The sequence below is a fragment of the Pseudomonas sp. PDM10 genome (genome assembly GCF_014852295.1).
In the GTDB taxonomy this organism is placed as follows: Bacteria; Pseudomonadota; Gammaproteobacteria; order Pseudomonadales; family Pseudomonadaceae; genus Aquipseudomonas.
This window is the reverse complement of the sequence record NZ_JACVBJ010000004.1, coordinates 579,579-599,017: the sequence shown is the minus strand read 5'-3', so window position 1 is coordinate 599,017 and position 19,439 is coordinate 579,579. Positions and strand designations below refer to the sequence as shown.

General features: G+C 59.9%; 17 protein-coding genes and 1 pseudogene. 5 read left to right on the top strand and 13 right to left on the bottom strand.

Annotation, left to right across the window (positions count from 1 at the left end; all coding sequences use genetic code 11):
* Positions 1–52 precede the first annotated feature (52 nt).
* The 5 genes from IB252_RS17205 to IB252_RS17185 all read right to left on the bottom strand — a co-directional run bounded on the left by IB252_RS17205 (position 53) and on the right by IB252_RS17185 (position 6,163).
* On the bottom strand, positions 53–991 hold the full coding sequence (locus tag IB252_RS17205; RefSeq protein ID WP_192409647.1) for a LysR family transcriptional regulator: 939 nt from the start codon (positions 989–991) through the stop codon (positions 53–55).
* Between the two features lie 67 nt (positions 992–1,058).
* Positions 1,059–2,009 (bottom strand): aldo/keto reductase, encoded by a 951-nt coding sequence (locus tag IB252_RS17200; RefSeq protein ID WP_192409646.1) that lies wholly within the window; start codon positions 2,007–2,009, stop codon positions 1,059–1,061.
* 23 nt (positions 2,010–2,032) lie between these two features.
* The gene (locus tag IB252_RS17195) at positions 2,033–3,523 is read right to left on the bottom strand and encodes an efflux transporter outer membrane subunit (protein WP_192409645.1); all 1,491 of its coding nucleotides are present in this window, start codon (positions 3,521–3,523) and stop codon (positions 2,033–2,035) included.
* Positions 3,524–3,542: 19 nt separating this feature from the next.
* Entirely contained in the window at positions 3,543–5,027 is a 1,485-nt protein-coding gene (locus IB252_RS17190) for a DHA2 family efflux MFS transporter permease subunit (protein ID WP_192409644.1), read from the bottom strand.
* Entirely contained in the window at positions 5,027–6,163 is a 1,137-nt protein-coding gene (locus IB252_RS17185) for an HlyD family secretion protein (protein WP_192409643.1), read from the bottom strand. Before IB252_RS17185 ends, IB252_RS17190 begins: the two co-directional genes overlap by 1 nt.
* A gap of 226 nt (positions 6,164–6,389) precedes the next feature.
* On the opposite strand from IB252_RS17185, the gene IB252_RS17180 reads away from it, so the two are divergent.
* Entirely contained in the window at positions 6,390–7,016 is a 627-nt protein-coding gene (locus IB252_RS17180) for a TetR/AcrR family transcriptional regulator (protein ID WP_192409642.1), read from the top strand.
* Positions 7,017–7,024: 8 nt separating this feature from the next.
* Positions 7,025–7,546 carry a G/U mismatch-specific DNA glycosylase gene (mug, locus tag IB252_RS17175; protein ID WP_192409641.1) on the top strand — a complete coding sequence of 174 codons (522 nt, stop codon included), beginning with the start codon at positions 7,025–7,027 and terminating at the stop codon, positions 7,544–7,546.
* 21 nt (positions 7,547–7,567) lie between these two features.
* On the opposite strand, the pseudogene IB252_RS17170 reads toward mug, so the two are convergent.
* The 6 genes and pseudogenes from IB252_RS17170 to glcD all read right to left on the bottom strand — a co-directional run.
* Positions 7,568–7,981, bottom strand: a pseudogene (locus IB252_RS17170) (dienelactone hydrolase family protein); the annotation flags it as partial.
* A gap of 101 nt (positions 7,982–8,082) precedes the next feature.
* Positions 8,083–10,263, bottom strand: coding sequence for a malate synthase G (locus IB252_RS17165; protein WP_192409640.1), 2,181 nt, complete (start codon positions 10,261–10,263; stop codon positions 8,083–8,085).
* Between the two features lie 51 nt (positions 10,264–10,314).
* Positions 10,315–10,716: a heme-binding protein gene (locus tag IB252_RS17160; protein WP_134097463.1), complete on the bottom strand. Its 402-nt coding sequence runs from the start codon at positions 10,714–10,716 to the stop codon at positions 10,315–10,317.
* Positions 10,713–11,954 (bottom strand): glycolate oxidase subunit GlcF, encoded by a 1,242-nt coding sequence (glcF, locus tag IB252_RS17155; RefSeq protein WP_192409639.1) that lies wholly within the window; start codon positions 11,952–11,954, stop codon positions 10,713–10,715. Before glcF ends, IB252_RS17160 begins: the two co-directional genes overlap by 4 nt.
* 3 nt (positions 11,955–11,957) lie before the next feature.
* Positions 11,958–13,022 (bottom strand): glycolate oxidase subunit GlcE, encoded by a 1,065-nt coding sequence (gene glcE, locus IB252_RS17150; protein WP_192409638.1) that lies wholly within the window; start codon positions 13,020–13,022, stop codon positions 11,958–11,960.
* Positions 13,022–14,521 carry a glycolate oxidase subunit GlcD gene (gene glcD, locus IB252_RS17145; protein ID WP_111448640.1) on the bottom strand — a complete coding sequence of 500 codons (1,500 nt, stop codon included), beginning with the start codon at positions 14,519–14,521 and terminating at the stop codon, positions 13,022–13,024. Before glcD ends, glcE begins: the two co-directional genes overlap by 1 nt.
* A 234-nt stretch (positions 14,522–14,755) precedes the next feature.
* Here glcD and glcC point away from each other — a divergent pair, with 234 nt between their 5' ends.
* Positions 14,756–15,523 carry a transcriptional regulator GlcC gene (gene glcC, locus IB252_RS17140; protein WP_123368913.1) on the top strand — a complete coding sequence of 256 codons (768 nt, stop codon included), beginning with the start codon at positions 14,756–14,758 and terminating at the stop codon, positions 15,521–15,523.
* A 257-nt stretch (positions 15,524–15,780) separates the two neighbouring features.
* Here the strand turns inward: glcC and IB252_RS17135 are convergent, their stop codons facing one another.
* Entirely contained in the window at positions 15,781–17,544 is a 1,764-nt protein-coding gene (locus IB252_RS17135) for an L-lactate permease (RefSeq protein ID WP_192409637.1), read from the bottom strand.
* A gap of 172 nt (positions 17,545–17,716) precedes the next feature.
* Here IB252_RS17135 and IB252_RS17130 point away from each other — a divergent pair, with 172 nt between their 5' ends.
* On the top strand, positions 17,717–17,953 hold the full coding sequence (locus IB252_RS17130) for a hypothetical protein (protein ID WP_008151753.1): 237 nt from the start codon (positions 17,717–17,719) through the stop codon (positions 17,951–17,953).
* Positions 17,954–17,995: 42 nt separating this feature from the next.
* Positions 17,996–18,412, top strand: a complete 417-nt coding sequence (locus tag IB252_RS17125; RefSeq protein ID WP_225607480.1) for a DUF1801 domain-containing protein — start codon at positions 17,996–17,998, stop codon at positions 18,410–18,412.
* 33 nt (positions 18,413–18,445) lie between these two features.
* Here IB252_RS17125 and IB252_RS17120 read toward each other — a convergent pair whose 3' ends face one another.
* Complete coding sequence (locus tag IB252_RS17120; protein ID WP_192409635.1) at positions 18,446–19,375, bottom strand: LysR family transcriptional regulator; 930 nt, start codon at positions 19,373–19,375, stop codon at positions 18,446–18,448.
* Between the last annotated feature and the right edge of the window lie 64 nt (positions 19,376–19,439).

Here is a 19,439-nt window from a genome sequence, read left to right as displayed (position 1 = left end):
AAGATGGAGGGTCGACACTCCATGCCTGCCGCACTCGTGATTTCAAATGTTGTTATCGTTTCCTGGGTGAACCGGTGATTGTTTCATCGGATGCCAACAAGCCTGGAATATAACTTTTAAGAAATTCCACCCATGTCTTAATCTTTGCATCCACGAACTTTCTTGATGGGTAGATTGCAAATAGATTCAACTCTTCAAGATGATAGTCGGATAGTACCCGCACTAACGTACCCGCCTTGAGACCGTCGACTGCAGAAGCAATCGGCTGAATGCCGATGCCCATTCCGTTGGTAATCGCGATGGTCATGCCATCGGCGGTGTTGATGTGCAAGGGCGACAGCGGGACGTTGACGGTTTCCATGCCTTCGGGCCCCTCAAATGCCCAGTTTTCAGCCGGCATGACGCTATTCACAATTCTCAGACAATCATGTGAGCCCAGTGCACTCGGGGACTCCGGGTGTCCGCGTTTCTTCAGGTACGCAGGCGAGGCGCAGAGGATGCTGTAGGTCATGCCGAGCCGCTGAGCGACAAACCCTGAATCGGGTAAATCCCGCGCCAAGACAATCGACATGTCATAGCCTTCTTCCAGCAAGTCAGGGAGCCGGTTGGTCAGGGTCAGATCAAACATCACCGAGGGATGAGTCTCTCGATAGCGGGCGATGGCATCGATCACGTAATGGTTGCCAATGGCTGACATCGCGTGAATCTTCAGCCGGCCAACGGGCAAGGTATGAGCAGTGCCTGCTTCTTCGTCCGCTTCACGCATCTCTTCAAGAATTTTCTCGCAGCGTTGCAAGTAGCGCAGACCGGCTTCGGTCAGCGCCAGGCGTCGGGTTGTGCGGTTAATCAGGCGTGTTTGAAGCCTGGCCTCCAGGCTGGAGACCGCTTTGGAAACGTTGGTTGTTGTGGTGTCCAACACCTCAGCCGCCGCGGTAAAGCTACCGCTCTGAGCTACCGCAACAAAAAAACGCATGGTTTGGAAAACGTCCATCGTTTCCACCTCAAGGGTATGGATAAAGAGGGCGGCCCTGCAAAAAGACCGCCCCCCTCGTGGTGTATTACTTTTTCTGCGGAATAAATCCAGGTACACCCGTTTCCACGACTGAGTTGAATCGTACCCGGGTTGTAATCTCTTCCCGGATTTCACGCATGGCCCTGTGCGGCAGGGTAGAAATATCAATGTTTTCCTGAATATGGCTCGGCGTCGCAGACGTGGTCAGGAAAGCGACTCCCCGCTGGACCGACCAGGCCAATGCTACTTGAGCCGGAGTTTTCTGTATGCGCTTGGCGATCCCTGTAATCACCGAGTCTTCCAATACGTTCGGCTCCATGCCATGCCCGAGTGGCGCAAAGGCAAGGACAATAATTCCGTGCTGCTGACAATACTCAAGCAGTTCCCATTCAGGCAAATAAGGGTGGGATTCAACCTGCACGACGGCGGGTTTTATCCGGGCCACTGCCACAATCTCTTGTAACCGCTCCAGCGTGATATCAGACAAGCCGATGGACTTGCAGCGGCCTTCATCCACCAGGCGCTCAAGCGCCCGCCAGGTTTCAATTAACGTCACGCCGGAGTCGTAGATAACTCGACCGTGCTCGTCTCTTGGGTCCTGATCATCACCGGGCTTAAAGGCAAACGGCGTGTGGATCAGATAGCAGTCGATGTAATCCACTTGAAGTCGTCGGCAACTCGCCTCGAAAGCAGGTTCGACGCGCTCGGGACGATGGTTGGTGTTCCACAATTTGGTGGTAATGAACACGTCCTCGCGCCGGACCTTACCTGCCTCAATCACTTCCTGTAAGGCAACGCCGACCATTTCTTCATTTCGATAACGTTCCGCACAATCGAAATGGCGAAATCCTGCTTCCAGCGCGGCCTTGACCGCTTGTGTTGTCACGGAGAGATCCCGAAACAACGTGCCAAAGCCAACCGCCGGCATCTCACCAGACCCGTGTATCAGAGGGAATCGGGTATCGCGAAGTGCATCGTGAAAGGATTCGTAAGGCATAGCTTTTACTCCAACGTCTGGCGTTACTGATAGGACGGTTTCTGTGCTTCGCGACTGGCGACTCTTTGTTCAAACACACCGACGGAATTACCGCCGAGTGCCACGTACAGCCTCACCGTGTCGAGGTACTGTGCGGTCTTCACTCTGATTTGACCCAGTAACGCTTGCTCATAAGCACGTTCCGCCTCCAACACCTGGAGAATGCTGTTCTCGCCTTGCGCGTAGGCTTGCTGGTTCAACCGAAAGCTCGTGTCCGCCGCGCGCAACGCGTCCTCCTGGGCCAGGTTTTCCTCTGCGTCATGATTGATCGCCTGCAGCGTGTCGGCGACCTGACCGAACGAACTAATGACGGTTTGCTGGTAACCGGCGAGGGTTGCCTTGTAGCCGTCGACGGCGGCCTGACGTTCAGCTTTCAGCGTTCCGCCATTGAAGATGGGCGCCGTGAGCCCGGCGGCGAAGCCCCAGAGTGCGGCGCCGCCATTGCCTGAAGCCGCCTGTGCAAGCGACGCGGACAGTTCGACATGGGGATAGAGGTTGGCGGTCGCAACGCCAACCGCGGCGCTGGCCATGTGCAGTTCTGACTCTGCTTGTCGTACGTCCGGCCGATCGTGGGCCATTTCGGAAGGGAGGCTGACCGGCACGTTTGCCGGCAAGGCAAACTCGGCGAGGGTGAAGTCAGGTGCGATCCAGTCAGCCGGGCCTTTGCCCGTCAGAATCGAGAGTGCGTGACGTGCCGAGTCGCGCTGCTGGGCGAGGGGCGGCAACAGCGTGCGGTCCTGGGCGAGCCGGGTTTCGGCCAGTGAAACATCGATCTGCGTGGTGCTGCCATTGGCGTGCGCCATGCGCACCAGTTCGAGGTTCTTTGCGTCATTGGCGAGCAACTTCTCGACGGCTGCCATCTGCGCGCTGGCAGAGGCCAGCAACAACGCCTGGCTCGCGACATCGCCCGTCAAGGTCAGGTACGCCGCTTCGTAGCGATGCGTCTGCAGATCGGTAAACGCTTGCTGTTGTTCGACCTGCCGCTTGTTACCGCCGAAAACGTCAAGGTCGAAGCCAACCCGTGGCCCAATCGCATAGAAATTGGCGGTGGAAGGTTCTTTCGCGTTGTGCACCCGTTGGCGGCCAGCCTGGGCGCCAAAGTCGACCTGCGGATACAGCGCACCTTCCGCCGCAGCGACGGAGGAAGCCGCTTGCCGGATCGTCGCGTCTGCGGCCACGAGCTCAAGATTGCCGTCAATGGCGCGACGTACAAGCTTGTCGAGCTTCGGCGAACGAAACGCAGACCACCAGTCACCGTTGACCTTTTTGCCCAGGTCAATGCGTTGTTCACCGGGCTTGTTGCCGCCTTGACCAAGACGCTGCTCGGCCTGTTGATCGTAGTGCTGCGACAGGCTCGGTGGCGGCATTTGATAGTCAGGGCCGACGGTGCAGGCCGTCAGGAACGCAAGAGCCGACACCGCACCGAACGTGGTTTTGAACATTTGTCTATTGATGAAGCGTGCAGGGGATTTCATTTGGCAAACTCCACGAAAACTAGTTGGTCGGAACGGGCTTGCGAAGAAAGACAACCAGTGGGCTGACCACCAGCATCGCGAACATCAAAATCTTGAACTGGTCGACCACCGCGATAAACGCGGCCTGGCCGGTGATCATTTCGTTGAGCCCCGCCAGTGCTTGCAGGGACGTCGGCGCGGAATGCGCAGCGGCGCGATACGGCGTCAGGTTACTGGCCAGCGCCATGTGCATCGCCTGCGTGTTGTTGAAGAAGAACAGCTGCACAATCGCAACGCCCAGGGTGCTGCCGTAGACGCGTGACAGGTTGAACAGACCGGTGCCTTCCGGGCGTAACGTCGGGTCGAGCGTGCTGAACGCGACCTTGGTCAGCGACGGCATCAAGACGCCGATGCCAATCCCCTGGATCGCACCCGCCACCGCCACGGGCGACCAGTCCATCAACGGCGAGTAACCGAGCATCAGCCAGTTGGCATAAATCACCACGGCGACGCCTGCCGCCACGAACAACCGACGGTCGAAACGCTCGGGAACACGGCTCATCAACAGGAACGCACCGACCAGCCCGATCCCGCGCGGAATCGTCAGGGAACCCGTGGTGTCAGGTGGGTAGCCGAGAATCTCGTCGAGCATCGGCGAGGTCAGCGCCATGGTCGACAACAGCACGAAACCCACGGCGAAAAAGATGACCGTCGAGAGCACGAAGTTGCGGTCGTTGAACAAACGCTTGTTGAGGAAATGCACCTTCGTGGTCAGCACATGCACAGCGAACAGGTAGAGCCCCAGTGCACAGCCGATCGCTTCCAGCCAGATCTCGGTCGAGGAAAACCAGTCCAGGCGTTCACCACGGTCGAGCAACATTTGCAGGCTGATCAAACCCAGCGTGAAGCTGCCGAAGCCAAAGAAGTCGAACGACGGACGTTTCTCGGTCTTTTTCTCGGCAAGCAGCAGCGCCATCACCAGGAAGATAAACGCCGCCAGCGGAACGCTGATGTAGAAGATCGGGCGCCATCCGAAATGTTCGCCGAGCCAACCGCCGATGCTCGGGCCGCTGACGATGCCGAACAGCACGATGGCCGTCCACGTTGCGCCAAATTTTGCACGCTTCTCGAGGGACAATGTCTCCAGGGAAATCGCCATCGACAGCGGTGCCAGCACGCCACTCGCCAAGCCTTGAATAACGCGTGCGCCCACGAATTCCAATGGCGTCGTTGCCTGCGTCGCGAGCAGCAAGCCAAGGACGAAGAAGGCCAGCGCGGCTTGATAAACCAGCTTCAAGCCATAGCGCCCGGCGAGCCATTGCGCAATCGGCATCGTGATGGCGCTCGCCGCGAGGTACGAGGTGAATATCCAGCCAGCCTGGTCGTCAGTCATCGACAGACTGCCCTGAATCAACCTGAGAACCGCATTTGGCAAAGGCAGGTTCGCCGACTGCATATAGGTGGCGAGCAGCGCGGCGAACCTTAATGTCCGCGCACCTTGAGGTCCGGCAAGTTTGGCGTTCATCAGAAGTTACCTGCGGTTAACAGGGCCTTGAGCGGATGCCACCAAGGCGTGCGATATCCGGTATCGACCTTGACCGTGGCGCTGGTACCCGAGAAAAGCGGCAGGGCAGGGTCCATCTCGTCGAGTTCGAGTCGGACCGGCACCCGCTGCACAACCTTGACCCAGTTGCCGGTCGCATTTTCCGGCGGCAGCAGGGCGAAGTCCGAGCCGGCACCGGGGCTCATGCTGGTCACGTGGGCTTTGAAGACGCGATCAGGATACGTATCGATCCTGATGGTCGCGTCCTGGCCTGGACGCATGTGGGTCACGTCGGTTTCGCGGAAGTTGGCCTCAACCCAAATCTCGCGATCGGACAGCAGTGCAAAGGCTGGCGCACCGTTGTTCACATAGTTGCCCACCTGCAAATCGTCGACCTTGGCCACGATGCCATCGTCCGGCGCATACACCGTCGCATACGAGAGATACAGCTGCGCCTCGTCGAGCTGAGCCTTGGCCTCGCGAACCGACGGGTGACTATCGGCTTCGATGTTTGGATTGCCGTTCAAGGCAACGATCGTACTGGCGATCTGTTGTTCGACCGATGCGATTCGTTGCCGGGCCACTTTAACGTCAGTGTCGGCGCGCTCGTAAATCGAGCGCGAGACAAACTCTGTAGCGACCAGCGCCTTCTTGCGGGCAAAATCCCGCTGGTCGAAATCGGCCGACTCTTTAGCCGATTGCAGTTCAGCCTGCTGCTGGCGGTAGCTGGCCTTGAGGCCATCGATGCGCAGCCGCGCGACGCTCAACTGCGCTTGTGCACGGTCAACCGCGATCTGCAGCGGTTTCGGGTCGATCCGGAACAGAATCTGGCCCTTGTGAACAGGCTGGTTGTCTTCGACTGCGATTTCGACGACTTGCCCGGAAATGCGCGCGTTGACCGATGCCTTCGCCACTCGGGCGTAAGCGTTATCGGTCGAAACAAAGGGCTCACCCGCGACATAGTGGGCGTACCCAACCGCAGCGAAAAGGAGAGGAAAACCCACCATCAGCAATGGCCGCATTTTCTCTTTAAACGGCTTCTTGATCGGTGAGTCAGACGGGTTCGGCCCTGGATGCTCGAAGGTCTGTGTAGCTGGGATGTCGAACTGTTTGGTCATGATCGATTGCACCTATTAACCGGGAAGTCGGGCTAACACCCACAAAAACAGCCATACCGTGTGCGGTCAGGAGGATCGCTCCGCCGCCTCTGTTTCGTCGCCGCAATACCCAGTTCGAGCTCCGCTACAACAAACCTCAAAGCCAAGGAATTTCTGGTTCCTTAATTTTGTGCGATGGTGTAAGAATATCCCCCAGGCTCACTTTCATTCAAGGATTTTGTACGACATGGCACAAAAAAAGATTACAGAGGCGAAAGGCCGCGGCCGCCCACGCGCGTATGACCCGCAGACAGCGCTGTTGCAGGCACTTGATGTTTTTTGGAGTACCGGATATTCCGGCGCTTCTCTGGATAGCATCGCCACGGCCGCCGGCATGAATCGTCCAAGCCTCTATGCGGCATTCGGTGACAAGCACGCGCTGTATATCAAAGCGCTGGAGCAATATTGGGAGTTCGCCGCTGCGGCCATGCAGGAGGCGCTGACGGACAACGAACTGACCTTGAGCCAGGCATTGATGCGGTTTTACGAAGGGCAGTTGTCGATCTACTTCTCGGGTGACGGCCAGCCGCGTGGGTGCTTTGCGATCGGCACGGCGACGACCGAAGCCGTCGAGGATTCTGAAATACGAGACGTGCTGTCGGACCGGCTCAGCAGGCTCGATGCCGATCTCGAAACGCGTCTGCGAACGGCCATCAGTTCCGGTGAATTGAAAGGCGATGTCGACCCGGCAGCCCTTGCCGTACTCGCGTCATCCCTGCTGCATAGCATTTCGATACGTGCACGAGCGGGCAAATCCCGCGCTGAATTGACCGAGCTTGTGCGCGGCGCGGTCAACGTGATTTGCGGTGGGTGAGGTTTTCGGTGAGTGAAGGACTCGACGATATTCTTGCCGAACAGCTGGCCGTGATTTTTTGTGGCATCAACCCAGGCATGACGGCCGCTGCCCAAGGCCACCACTTTGCGGGCAGGGGCAATCGCTTCTGGCGCACGCTGCATCTCGCGGGGTTCACGCCTGAGGAGGTGCGCCCGGAAAACGATCGGACGATCTTGCAGTATCAGTGTGGATTAACGGCCGTGGTGGAACGGCCGACGGCCCGAGCGGATCAGTTGTCTGCCCATGAGTTCATCGCTGCCGCTGCGGATTTTGAACAAAAAATCGTGCGCTATGCGCCGCGCTTTGTGGCGTTTCTCGGTAAAGCGGCGTATTGCGCGCTATCCGGTCAACGAGACATTGCATGGGGGCTTCAGCCAAAGACCTTCGGCAATGCTTCGGTATGGATCCTGCCCAATCCCAGTGGGCGAAATCGCGCGTTCACGCTTGATCAACTGGTGGGCGCGTACCGCCAACTCTATTTAGCAACCGGCGAGCAACCTCACCCTTAAGCCAGGTACCGCCGAAACCACCCCAGCGTCCGGTCCCAGGCCATCAGGGGCGAGGGCGATGAAGCCTGCCTTGGCCACACGCCGCGCGACGTCTTCGATATACGGGTTGAGCCCGCGGTTTTCATGCACAACCACCGCCGGCACCTTGCCGGTGGCTTTCGCCGGGCGCACCAGATAGCCACGGACCTGCCCGTTGCCCTTGGGGGATGGATAGGTGATGTATTCGGCAACGATGTCCGGGTCAGTAAATTCAACCTGCTCGGCGAGCGCATAATTCGGGCTCAGGGCGGCGAGGAGCGCGCTGGCGGTCAAACCGCCCAAAGTGAACAACGCCGCCCGATCCAGAAACTCTCGCCGGTTGATCTTGCCGTGGGCGTAGTAGTCGTACAGTTCGAGTAGTTCCGGAGCAAAGTCTTTCGCAGTGAGACGGGGCATCTGTGCGCTTCCTCTTGGGCGGGGCGATGAGGCGATACCTGTCGAGCGTAGTCGCTCAAAAAAAAAGAGGCCTTAGCCTCTTCTTTTTTTATTTCCTCCGATTACACCCTCGACTGCTTATACACGCGCCGGAATTTATGCAGCAGCGGTTCGGTGTAACCATTGGGTTGTGCGCATCCCTCGAACACCAATGCGCAAGCCGCTTGAAACGCAACCGACTGCTCGAAGTCCGGCGCCATTGGCGTGTAGATCGGATCACCGGCGTTCTGCTGATCAACGACCCGCGCCATGCGCTGCAATATCTCGACGACCTGATCCTTGGTGATCACCCCGTGTCGCAGCCAGTTGGCCATGTGCTGACTGGAAATGCGCAAGGTCGCGCGATCTTCCATCAACCCCACGTTATGGATGTCGGGCACTTTCGAGCAGCCGATGCCTTGTTCGACCCAACGCACCACATACCCCAGCAAGCCTTGCGCGTTGTTTTCGACTTCCTGACGAATCTCATCGGCCGACCAGGATGGGGCGGTGACGACTGGCACGCTGAGCAAGCCGTCCAGAAGTGCCGGGCTGGCGGCTCCGAAGTCCGTTGTTTCAAGGGACGCCTGCACCGAGCGCACGTTGACCTGATGGTAATGCAGCGCGTGCAGGGTCGCAGCGGTCGGGGAGGGCACCCACGCGGTATTCGCGCCCGCTTTCGGGTGGGCGATTTTTTGCTTGAGCATATCGGCCATCCGGTCCGGCATGGCCCACATGCCTTTACCGATCTGCGCCCGCCCACGCAATCCACAGTCCAGACCGACGAGCACGTTGTTGCGTTCGTAGGCCTCGATCCACGAGGTATTTTTCATGCCGCCCTTGCGCAGCATCGCGCCCGCTTCCATGGCGGTGTGCATCTCGTCGCCGGTGCGATCCAGGAAACCGGTGTTAATGAACGCGACCCGTGAGGAAGCTGCGGCGATGCAGGCTTTGAGGTTGATGCTGGTGCGCCGTTCCTCGTCCATGATGCCCATTTTCAGGGTGTGGCGTTCGAGCTGGAGCAAGTCTTCGATGCGGCTGAACAACTGCTCGGCGAAGGCCACTTCGGCGGGGCCGTGCATTTTCGGTTTGACGATGTAGACGCTACCGGTCCGGGAGTTGCCGCGACGTTGCAGGTCATGCAGGGCGATCAGGCTGGTGATGACGCCGTCGAGAATGCCTTCCGGGATTTCCAGTCCATCCTTGTCGAGAATCGCCGGGCTGGTCATCAGGTGTCCGACGTTGCGGATGAACAGCAACGACCGCCCGTGCAGCGACAGTGAGCGGCCATCGGCCGCGGTGTACTCGCGGTCCGGGTTCAACCGTCGCGTGATGGTTTTACCGTTTTTCTCCAGGTCCTCTTTCAGGTCGCCCTTCATCAAACCCAGCCAGTTGCGGTACACCTGCACCTTGTCATCGGCGTCGACCGCCGCCACCGAGTCTTCACAATCAATGATGGTCGAGAGCGCTGCTTCAATTAGCAGATCCTTGACCCCAGCGGCGTCAGCCTGGCCGATAACGCTCTGCCGATCGATCTGAATCTCGACGTGCAGATCGTTGTTTTTCAGCAGTATGGCCGTGGGATCAGCGAGGGAACCCTGGTAGCCGACGTACTGCGCGGTATTCGATAAACCGGTTTGGCTGCCGTCTTTCAAGGAGGCTTGCAGTGTGCCGTTGTCGATTCGGTAACGCGCCACTTCGGCATGGGAACCGCTGCTCAAGGGGAATGCCTGATCCAGGAAGCCACGGGCAAACGCGATGACCTTCGCCCCGCGCACAGGATTGTAAGTCCGGCCCGGTTCGGCGCCGCCGTCATTGGAAATCACATCGGTACCGTAGAGCGCGTCGTACAGCGAACCCCAGCGCGCATTGGCTGCGTTGAGCGCATAACGCGCGTTGACCGCCGGGACGACCAGTTGCGGTCCGGCCTGCACACTGATCTCCGTATCGACGTTGGCGGTGCTGACCTTGACGTCTGCGGGTTGCGGTTGCAGGTAACCGATACCGCTGAGGAAGCTGCGATAAGCCGCCATGTCCGTCACCGGTCCCGGGTGGGCGCGGTGCCAGGTGTCCAGTTCGGTTTGCAGGCGATCACGTTCAGCCAGCAGCGCGCGGTTGATAGGTGCGAGTTCATGCACCAGTGCGGCGAAACCACCCCAGAACGCTTGAGGGGCCAGGCCGGTTCCCGGCAGCACGTCCAGATCAACGAAACGTTGCAAGACAGGCGCGACCTTGAGGCCTTGGCAGTTCACGAATTCGGTCACTTTTTGCATCTCCATCACACAGAATTTATTGAGCGCGGATAACGCCCCTGTTCAGTTCAGGCATTGCGCCCCGGCCTTGGCCACCTGCGCGTCCTGCTCGGCTTTGACCCCGGACACCCCGACCGCGCCGATCACCTGGCCGTCGACGATGATCGGCACGCCGCCCTCAAGGGATGTCAGCAATGGCGCGGACAAAAAGGCGTGGCGCCCGCCATTGACCATCTCTTCATAGCCTTTGGATTCGCGCCGACCCAAGGCCGAAGTGCGGGCCTTTTCGGTGGCGATGTAGGCGCCAATCGGAGCGCAACCGTCGAGGCGTTCGAGGGCCAGGGGATGGCCGCCGTCATCGACAACCACGATGGTCACGGCCCATTGGTTGTTCTGCGCTTCGGTGCGTGCAGCCGCGAGGATTTGGCTGACTTCGGTCTGGCTCAGTACGGCTTTGCTTTTCATGGGGATACTCCAGTGCTCGGTGAGGGCAAGGCGGCTTCGACCAGTTCGATCCAGTGCCTGACAGGGGTTCGGCCCGCACCGTCGAGGTGGGACTGACAGCCGATATTGGCCGTGACAATGACTTCGGGATGTCCGCTTTCCAGCGCATTGAGCTTGTTGTCGCGCAGTTGCCGGGACAGCTCGGGTTGGGTCAGCGAATAGGTGCCCGCCGAGCCGCAGCACAAGTGACTGTCGGCAACAGGCGTGAGGTTGAAGCCCAGACTCGTCAGAATCGCTTCCACCGCACCGCCCAGTTTCTGCGCGTGCTGCAAGGTGCAGGGGCAATGAAAGGCCAGGCGCTGGGCGCTGTGGATACCGAGCTTTTCCAGCGGCTCGTCGCGCAGCACTTCGACCAGATCCTTGGCCAGCGCACTGACCTTTTTCGCCTTCTCGGCATACGCCGGGTCGGTGCTGAGCAGGTGACCATAATCTTTGATGAACGCACCGCAACCGCTGGCGGTTTGCACGATGGCTTCGGCACCGTTTTCAATGCTTGGCCACCACGCATCGATATTGCGGCGGGCGCGATCCAGGCCGGCCGCCTGAGCGTCGAGGTGATAATCCACGGCGCCGCAGCATCCGGCCTCGCGGGTCGCGATGACGCTGATCCCCAGTCGATCCAGTACTCGCGCAGCGGCGGCGTTGGTATTGGGTGACAGACTCGGTTGCACGCAGCCTTCGAGCATTAACACCTGCCGGGCGTGGCGAGTGACCGGGCGCGGCTTGGCCGGATAGACGCGACGAGGCAACTTTATCTGCAAGGTGTTGGGCAACAACGCCCGGAACACCTGGCCGCTGCTGACCAGAGCTTTGAACAGCGCCGGATTGGGGACGACGCTGCGCAATCCTTCACGCAACAAGCGCTGACCCAGTGGGCGCGGCACCGCCGCATCGACCACCGCCCGGCCGATGTCCAGCAAGTTGTGATAGTCGACGCCGGAAGGGCAGGTGGTTTCGCAGTTACGGCAGGACAGGCAGCGATCCAGGTGCTGTTGGGTCTTCTGCGTGACTTCGTTGCCCTCCAGAACCTGCTTGATCAGGTAAATGCGGCCCCGCGGTCCGTCCAGTTCATCGCCGAGCAATTGATAGGTCGGGCAGGTGGCATTGCAGAAACCGCAGTGCACGCAGGTGCGCAAGATGCTTTCGGCTTCTTCGGCGCGGGGCAGTTGGCGGGCTTGTTCGCTCAAGGTGGTCTGCATGGGTCAAAGCTCCGCGTACAGGCGCCCGGGGTTGAAGATGCCCCGGGGGTCGAGTTGTTGCTTCAGGTTCCGGTGGTAGCGCATCAATGCATCAGGCAACGGTTGGAACGGGCTGTCGATCAGGCCATGGGTGTAGCAGGTCACATGCCCGCCGACTTCTTCGACGATCGAGCGAATGAACGTTGCCTCTGCGTCGGATTTGAGCCAGCGCTGCGCACCGCCCCAATCGAGCAACTGACCGCCAGGCAGGGAAAGCCGAGGCGTGTTGTGAGGGACGGACAGGCGCCAAAGTGCCTGGTCCTCATCGAAGAAGCTCAATCGATGTTCGTTGAGATCAGCCCAATAAGAAGCGTCGAGCAACTCGCCGCCCAATCGGTCATGTGCCGCGGCCACTGAACCTTCGCCACCCTCAAGCCGCAGGTGCAGGCGTTCCCCATCGTGGCACGCAGCGCTGATCGGCAACGGTTGTTGGCCCCATTCGGCGAGGCGCAGCAAGGCGCGATCACTGTCCATTTCCAGGCTGATGCTTAAGGTTTGACGCGGCTTGGGCAGGACCTTGAGCGAGACTTCGGTGACCACGCCCAACGAGCCGTAGCTGCCGGCCATCAAGCGCGAAAGATCGTAGCCAGCGACGTTTTTCATGACTTCGCCGCCAAAGCGCAAATGCTTGCCGTGGCCGGTGATGACCCGTGTCCCGAGGACAAAGTCCCTGACGGAGCCGGACCAGGGACGCCGTGGCCCCGACAGCCCGCTGGCGATCATGCCGCCGACCGTGGCGCCGTCGCCGAAGGAGGGCGGTTCGCAGGGCAACATCTGCTGTGCCGCGTCCAACACTTCCGCCAGTTCTGCCAGCGGGGTGCCGCAGCGTACGGTGATGACCAGCTCGGTCGGGTCGTAGCTGACGATGCCTCGGTGGCTGCGCGTATCGAGCACTTCGCCCGCCACGATGCGCCCAAGAAACGCCTTGCTGTTGGAGCCTTGAATGCGCAACGGCGTGGCGTTTTGCAGCGCCTGGTTGACCTGTTCCAGCAGCGAGGCGCTGTCGTCGATATCGTGTTCGCTGCGCATCAGAAACGCTCCAGTTCAGGGAAGGGCAACTGTCCCATGTGAACGTGCATGGCACCGAACTCGGCGCAACGGTGTAGCGTCGGAATGTTCTTGCCGGGGTTGAGCAAACCACTCGGATCGAAAGCGGCTTTCACGGCATGGAACACGGTCAATTCGTCGCTATTGAACTGCGCGCACATCTGATTGATTTTCTCCCGGCCCACGCCGTGTTCACCGGTAATGCTGCCGCCGACCTTCACGCACAATTCGAGGATCTTGCCGCCCAGGGTTTCAGCGCGATCGAGCTCACCCGGTTGGTTGGCATCGAACAGAATCAGCGGGTGCATGTTGCCGTCACCGGCGTGGAAAACGTTGGCCACCCGCAGGCCGTACTCGGCCGATAGCGCGGCGATCGCCTGCAGCACACCGGGCAGCTCGCGGCGCGGGATTGTCCCGTCCATGCAGTAATAATCCGGTGAGAGACGGCCCACCGCGGGAAAGGCATTCTTGCGCCCGGCCCAGAAGCGCACGCGTTCGGCTTCATCGCGGGCCTGGCGCACTTCGGTGGCGCCGGCCTGTTCCAGCACCTGGCGCACGCGGTCGCAGTCATCATGAACGTCGGCTTCAACGCCATCGAGCTCGCACAGCAGAATGGCTTCGGCGTCGACCGGGTAGCCGGCGTGGATAAAGTCTTCGGCGGCGCGAATGGCCAGGTTGTCCATCATTTCCAGGCCACCGGGGATAATCCCGGCGGCAATAATGTCACCCACCGCGCGGCCAGCCTTCTCGACGGAATCGAACGCCGCCAGCAGCACTTTCGCGGTCTGGGGTTTGGGCAGCAGTTTGACCGTGACCTCGGTGATGACACCGAGCATGCCTTCGGAACCGGTGAACAACGCCAGCAGATCGAAGCCCGGAGAATCGAGCGCCTGGGAACCCAGGGTCAGGTGTTCGCCGTCGACGGTGAGGATGTCGACCTTGAGCAGGTTGTGCACGGTCAGCCCGTACTTCAGGCAATGCACGCCACCGGCGTTTTCCGCCACATTGCCGCCGATTGAACAAGCGATCTGTGAGGAAGGGTCTGGCGCGTAATACAAGCCAAACGGTGCTGCAGCCTGGGAAATCGCCAGATTGCGCACCCCCGGCTGAACCCGAGCGGTGCGGGCGGCGGGGTCGATGTGCAGAATAGAGTTGAAGCGAGCCATCACCAGCAGTACGCCTTTTTCCAGCGGCAATGCACCGCCGGACAAACCGGTGCCGGCACCGCGGGCGACCACCGCGACTTGCCGTTCATGGCAGAGTCGGAGCACGCCTTGCACCTCGTCGATGTGGCGCGGCAGCACCACCAGCATGGGCGTGGTGCGGTAAGCAGAAAGTCCGTCGCATTCGTACGGTTTGAGCTCTTCCTGTTGATGCAGGACTTCCAGATCCGGCCACTGTGTTTGCAGGGCTTGTAGCAAGGCAGTTTTGTCGACATCAGGCAGGACGCCATCGACGCGTTCATCGTAAAGAATGTTCATAGTCGGTTGACGACCCTCAGTTGTTTTTATAGGAGGTCTGTGTCCGTTTACCACTGACTTGCATCATTGGCCTGAGGCGTTCTACTGTCTATGTGTTGTTTGGCTGGTCGAACCAGTTTTTTATTCGGTAGTTTTTCACTGATGAAAAAAAACTGTTTTAAAACATAAGTTTATGTTTGTGGTTGAACATTTGCGGTTTTCGAAGCGAGGCTGGTCATACCAGTTGGAGAGTCGATGGAAAGGGCAGAAACGAGCCGTAATCCACAAGTCGCAGACGTGGTCTGTGAACGTATAGAACGGCTGATCGTGGACGGGGTACTCAAGACCGGGCAACTGTTGCCGTCGGAGCGTCGTCTGACCGAAAAACTCGGCGTTTCCCGCACGGCACTTCGCGAGGGCCTGAAGCTGTTGCGCGCGCGCGGGATTATCAAGACAGAGCAGGGCAAAGGCTCATTTGTTGCCGATCTTTCAGGGCACGGTGCTGCGTCACCGCTGATGCACTTGTTCAGCTCACAGCCCCGCACGCTTTACGATTTGTTCGAGGTCCGCAGCCTGCTTGAAGGCGAGTCCGCACGCTTGGCGGCGTTGCGCGGAACCGACGCCGACTTCGTGCTCATCACCCGCAGCTACGAGGCGTTGCTTAATGCGCATAGCCGTTCGCTGGAGGCGTCCGAACATGCCCGGCTCGATCATGCGTTTCACCTGGCGATTTGTGAGGCCTCGCACAATCCGGTGCTGGTGCAGACCTTGCGCTCGCTGACGGATTTGCTGCTGAACACGGTGTTTGCTTCGGTGAACAACCTTTATCACCGCGAGCCGCAGAAGCGTCAGATCGACCGTCAACATGCGCGGCTCTACAACGCTGTCACCGGTCGTATGCCGGAGCAGGCGCGCAAGGCGGCCATTGCGCATATTCAGAGCATCTGCGAGAACCTCAAGGAAATCGAAAGTGAAGAGCAACGATTGGTTCGGGCCACGTTGCGACTTGAGGGGTGGGCGTAATGCCCGGGTCTTTAGGCGTACGCATTCCCCTGTGGCGAGCCTGCTCGCGATGAGGCCCTGTCAGTCGACATCAATGTTGAATGTAAATCCGCCTTCGCGAGCAGGCTCGCTCCCACAGGGGCCGAGCGCAGGTTCTGCGCAGTGGGCACCGCGGCAAGGATGCCGCGGTAGCCGCCCCCGGCCATGGATGGCCGATGGCGGCGGGCCCACTCCCGCAGAAACGGATATGCACCCCATCCCACCCCGAACTACATCAATCAATGCCCACTAACAACCATATGACTGAACGGCGCCACATACGCCTGCAACGTCACCAACCCCCCGACCAGAATGGCCAGGATGATCGAGTGGAAAAACACATAACGCAAGATTTCCCCCTCATGCCCATACCAGCGCGTGGCAGTCGAGGCCACCACGATCGACTGCGCGTCGACCATCTTGCCCATGACCCCGCCGGAACTGTTGGCGGCCGCCATCAACACCGGGCTGAGGCCCAATTGCTCGGCGGTTACCCGTTGCAAGCCGCCGAACAGCACGTTTGACGCCGTGTCCGAGCCGGTCAACGCCACGCCGAGCCAGCCGAGCAGGGTGCCGAACATGGGGTAGAAGATGCCCGTCGCAGCAAAGGCCAGGCCCATGGTGGCGTCCAGGCCCGAATAACGGGTGAGGAAACCGAGGGCGAGCATGGCGGTAATGGTGATCAGTGAGTAGCGCACCACCCACAGCGTTCGCACGTACTGGTGGATCAATTGCGGGATGGAATAGCCCATCAGTAACCCACCGAGGATCGCCGACAGAAGGATGCCGCTGCCGGTGCTGGTGAACCAGGTGAACTTGTAGACCGCGTCCTCGGTTTTAGGCGCTGGGACCACCGGCGGGACCTTCTCGATCTGCTGGTGGATCGTGGTGAATGTCACGACCGGAGCGAAGATCGGGTTCGCTTCGCGCATCGGTTTGCCCTGAGGATCGAGCTTGGCCGAATGGGTGGCCGGATCAATCGCCGGGCGGGTATCGAACATGTTTTTGAAACCCTGGGTGCCCCAGGCGAACACGAACACGGTGAGGATGATCCACGGCATCCACGCGCGCATCACCGCAGGCTTGGCATCGCTGGCAAAGGTCGCGCTGGCGACGGGTTTTTCGTCATGCTCTTCGGCAATTTTGGAGTTGTCGACGCGCCCGGACAGCGCGGCGGAGGTGTGCACGGTGGCCGGTTTCCAGACCCTGAGGAAACCGGTCAGGCAGGCCATGGAAATCAGCGCGGCGATCACGTCCACCAGCATCGGTCCGTGGTAGTTGGACACCAGGAACTGCGGCACGGCGAAACTGACCCCGGCCACCAGAATCGCCGGCCAGATTTCCAGCATCTTGCGCCAACCGGCGAAGGCCCAGATCAACCAGAACGGCACGATCACCGAGAAGAACGGCAATTGCCGGCCGACCATCATCGACAGTTCCATTTCATCCAGCCCGGTCACCTTGGCCAGGGTGATGATCGGCGTGCCCAACGCACCGAATGCCACGGGCGCAGTGTTGGCGATCAACGCCAGGCCAGACGCGGCCAGTGGCGAGAAGCCCAACCCGATCAGAATCGCCCCGGTCACCGCCACCGGAGTGCCGAACCCGGCTGCCCCTTCGAAGAACGCACCGAAGCAGAAAGCAATCAGCAGCAATTGCAGGCGTCGATCGTCGGTGATGCGCGCCAGGGAATCCTGCAGCACCTTGAACGAGCCGTTCTCGGTGGTCAGCCGATGCAGGAAGATGATGTTGAGCACAATCCAGCCAATGGGCAGCAAGCCGTTGGCGGCGCCGTACAGGGCGGCCGAGCCGGCCATGTTCGCCGGCATGCCGAAGGCGAAGATCGCGATCACCAGCGCAGATGCCAGGGCCATCAATGCGGCCAGATGCGCTTTGACATGGAAAAACGCCAGGGCTGCCAGCATGACCACGACCGGCACCGCTGCCATGATGGTTGAAAGTATCGGGTTACCGAACGGATCGTAGATTTGCTGCCAGACCATGTTCCACCTCTGCTTTTTATTGTTGGGAGTGCAGACCCCGAGGGGGCGGTGGCTTCTAGTATAGGTGGCATTACGCCGCTGTCCTGGCAGGCCTTTGAATGGGCCGCACTGAGCTAACATGGCCAATGGGTAAACGCGCTACTCGGACTTCAACGACGGGAGAAATGCAGCCATGACTGAACGCCATATGCACCACAAGGAAACGCTGTCGAACGGATGCAAGATCGAGGTCAAAGCCGAGATATTGAAGGACGGCTCACTGGGGATGTTCATTGGTGTTTACCGACCGGACGGCACGGCCATTTTTGAGGACCACGATCCAAAACCGCACCTGCTGGACATGGAGGCTGCCTTTGACTGGGGGATCGAAAAGGCCAAGACCCTCGGCAACAGTCAAAAAACGCTGTAAAGCCCGGTTTTGGACACCCTCATGAAGAAGGCGACAACCACCATGAACAAAGAGCAGGTCGGTGCAAAGGAAGAAGAGGGGGCAGTTTCGGCCTCTCAGCTGATCGATGCGAGAATCAAGGAGCTGGGCGATTGGCGGGGCGAGACGCTCGCTCGGGTCCGAACGCTCATCCGCCAGGCCGACCCTGACGTGGTCGAGGAATGGAAGTGGCGGGGCGTTCCAGTGTGGTCGCACGCCGGAATCATCTGCACTGGCGAGACATACAAGCAGGTGGTGAAGCTGACGTTTGCCAAGGGCGCCTCGCTGGAAGACCCTTCCGGCCTCTTCAACGCCAGTCTCGAAGGCAACACCCGACGTGCCATTGATTTGCATGAGGGCGACACGCTTGATGAGCGCGCGTTGAAGGCGCTGATTCTCGCCGCCGTGGCGCTCAACACGAGCAGGCGTGCGAAATCCTGATGGGGCCTTGCTGACAGGTTCCGGTTTCAAGCGCTACGGTTGGGGCAGCTGCCATGGCGCACCTCGCGCAAACGCTGCCTCGATCCAGTGCTTGAACGCCGTCGTCGTTGCCGTGTTGTACTTGGCTGACGGGCGCACCAGATAGACACCGGCGTCTGCATCCAGCTGCCAGTCGGGAAGCACCCTGACGAGCTGACCGCTATCGATGTCCCTCGTCATGAGCCACTCACCGCCGGCAAGAATGCCCAGCCCCATGCGGGCGGCGGACAGCAGCGCCTCATTGTCGTTACTGACCATGGCGCTGCGCACCCTGATGCTCTGCTGATCGCCATCGCGGGTCAGCTTCCATTCCGGGTAGGAATGCAGTCCGGTGAAGCCCAGGCAATTGTGCCCAGCGAGGTCTGCCGGTGTCTTCGGTTCGCCCTGGCGTTGCAGGTAGGCGGGTGCAGCACAGAGGATTCGGCGGTGATCGCACAACTTCCTGGCCACCAGTCGATTGTCTGACAGCTCACCAATTCGGATCGCGGCATCGAAACCCTCCGCGACGATGTCGACGAATCGCTCCGAGTATTCGACCTCCAGCGACACCTCGGGGTAAGCCAGGGCGAACTCGGACACCATCGTGCTGAGCCATAATCGCCCCATCGCGGCGGGCAGGGCGAGTCGCAATCGTCCCCTGACCTGTGCCGCGCCTTGGGCTGCCTCTTGCTCCGCTTGGGAAATTAAACTGACGGCATGACGAAGCTGCGAGACCAGACGCTGTCCCTCGTCGGTAAAGCGCAGTTGCCTTGTGGTTCGTTCCACCAGACGTATTCCGAGACGAAGTTCCAACGCGCCGAGGCGTTTGGACAGCACCGATGGATGCCGTTGCAGCATCCTTCCGGCGGCGGCAAAAGAGCCGTGTTCGGACAGCGCCAAGAGGGTGGCGAGTTCATCTGCCTGTCGGCTATCGAACAGATCCATGCAACGGCAAACCTCGCAAATTCAAGGAAACAAGGACTCGGGCCGCAGGCTTCGTCCCGGGTTC

What these genes read in the sequence shown, in the direction of transcription:
- IB252_RS17205 (WP_192409647.1), bottom strand. Translation starts at nt 991, where the DNA reads ATGGACGTTTTCCAAACCATGCGTTTTTTTGTTGCGGTAGCTCAGAGC.
- IB252_RS17200 (WP_192409646.1), bottom strand. Translation starts at nt 2,009, where the DNA reads ATGCCTTACGAATCCTTTCACGATGCACTTCGCGATACCCGATTCCCT.
- IB252_RS17195 (WP_192409645.1), bottom strand. Translation starts at nt 3,523, where the DNA reads ATGAAATCCCCTGCACGCTTCATCAATAGACAAATGTTCAAAACCACG.
- IB252_RS17190 (WP_192409644.1), bottom strand. Translation starts at nt 5,027, where the DNA reads ATGAACGCCAAACTTGCCGGACCTCAAGGTGCGCGGACATTAAGGTTC.
- IB252_RS17185 (WP_192409643.1), bottom strand. Translation starts at nt 6,163, where the DNA reads ATGACCAAACAGTTCGACATCCCAGCTACACAGACCTTCGAGCATCCA.
- IB252_RS17180 (WP_192409642.1), top strand. Translation starts at nt 6,390, where the DNA reads ATGGCACAAAAAAAGATTACAGAGGCGAAAGGCCGCGGCCGCCCACGC.
- IB252_RS17160 (WP_134097463.1), bottom strand. Translation starts at nt 10,716, where the DNA reads ATGAAAAGCAAAGCCGTACTGAGCCAGACCGAAGTCAGCCAAATCCTC.
- glcF (WP_192409639.1), bottom strand. Translation starts at nt 11,954, where the DNA reads ATGCAGACCACCTTGAGCGAACAAGCCCGCCAACTGCCCCGCGCCGAA.
- glcE (WP_192409638.1), bottom strand. Translation starts at nt 13,022, where the DNA reads ATGCGCAGCGAACACGATATCGACGACAGCGCCTCGCTGCTGGAACAG.
- glcD (WP_111448640.1), bottom strand. Translation starts at nt 14,521, where the DNA reads ATGAACATTCTTTACGATGAACGCGTCGATGGCGTCCTGCCTGATGTC.
- glcC (WP_123368913.1), top strand. Translation starts at nt 14,756, where the DNA reads ATGGAAAGGGCAGAAACGAGCCGTAATCCACAAGTCGCAGACGTGGTC.
- IB252_RS17135 (WP_192409637.1), bottom strand. Translation starts at nt 17,544, where the DNA reads ATGGTCTGGCAGCAAATCTACGATCCGTTCGGTAACCCGATACTTTCA.
- IB252_RS17130 (WP_008151753.1), top strand. Translation starts at nt 17,717, where the DNA reads ATGACTGAACGCCATATGCACCACAAGGAAACGCTGTCGAACGGATGC.
- IB252_RS17125 (WP_225607480.1), top strand. Translation starts at nt 17,996, where the DNA reads ATGAACAAAGAGCAGGTCGGTGCAAAGGAAGAAGAGGGGGCAGTTTCG.
- IB252_RS17120 (WP_192409635.1), bottom strand. Translation starts at nt 19,375, where the DNA reads ATGGATCTGTTCGATAGCCGACAGGCAGATGAACTCGCCACCCTCTTG.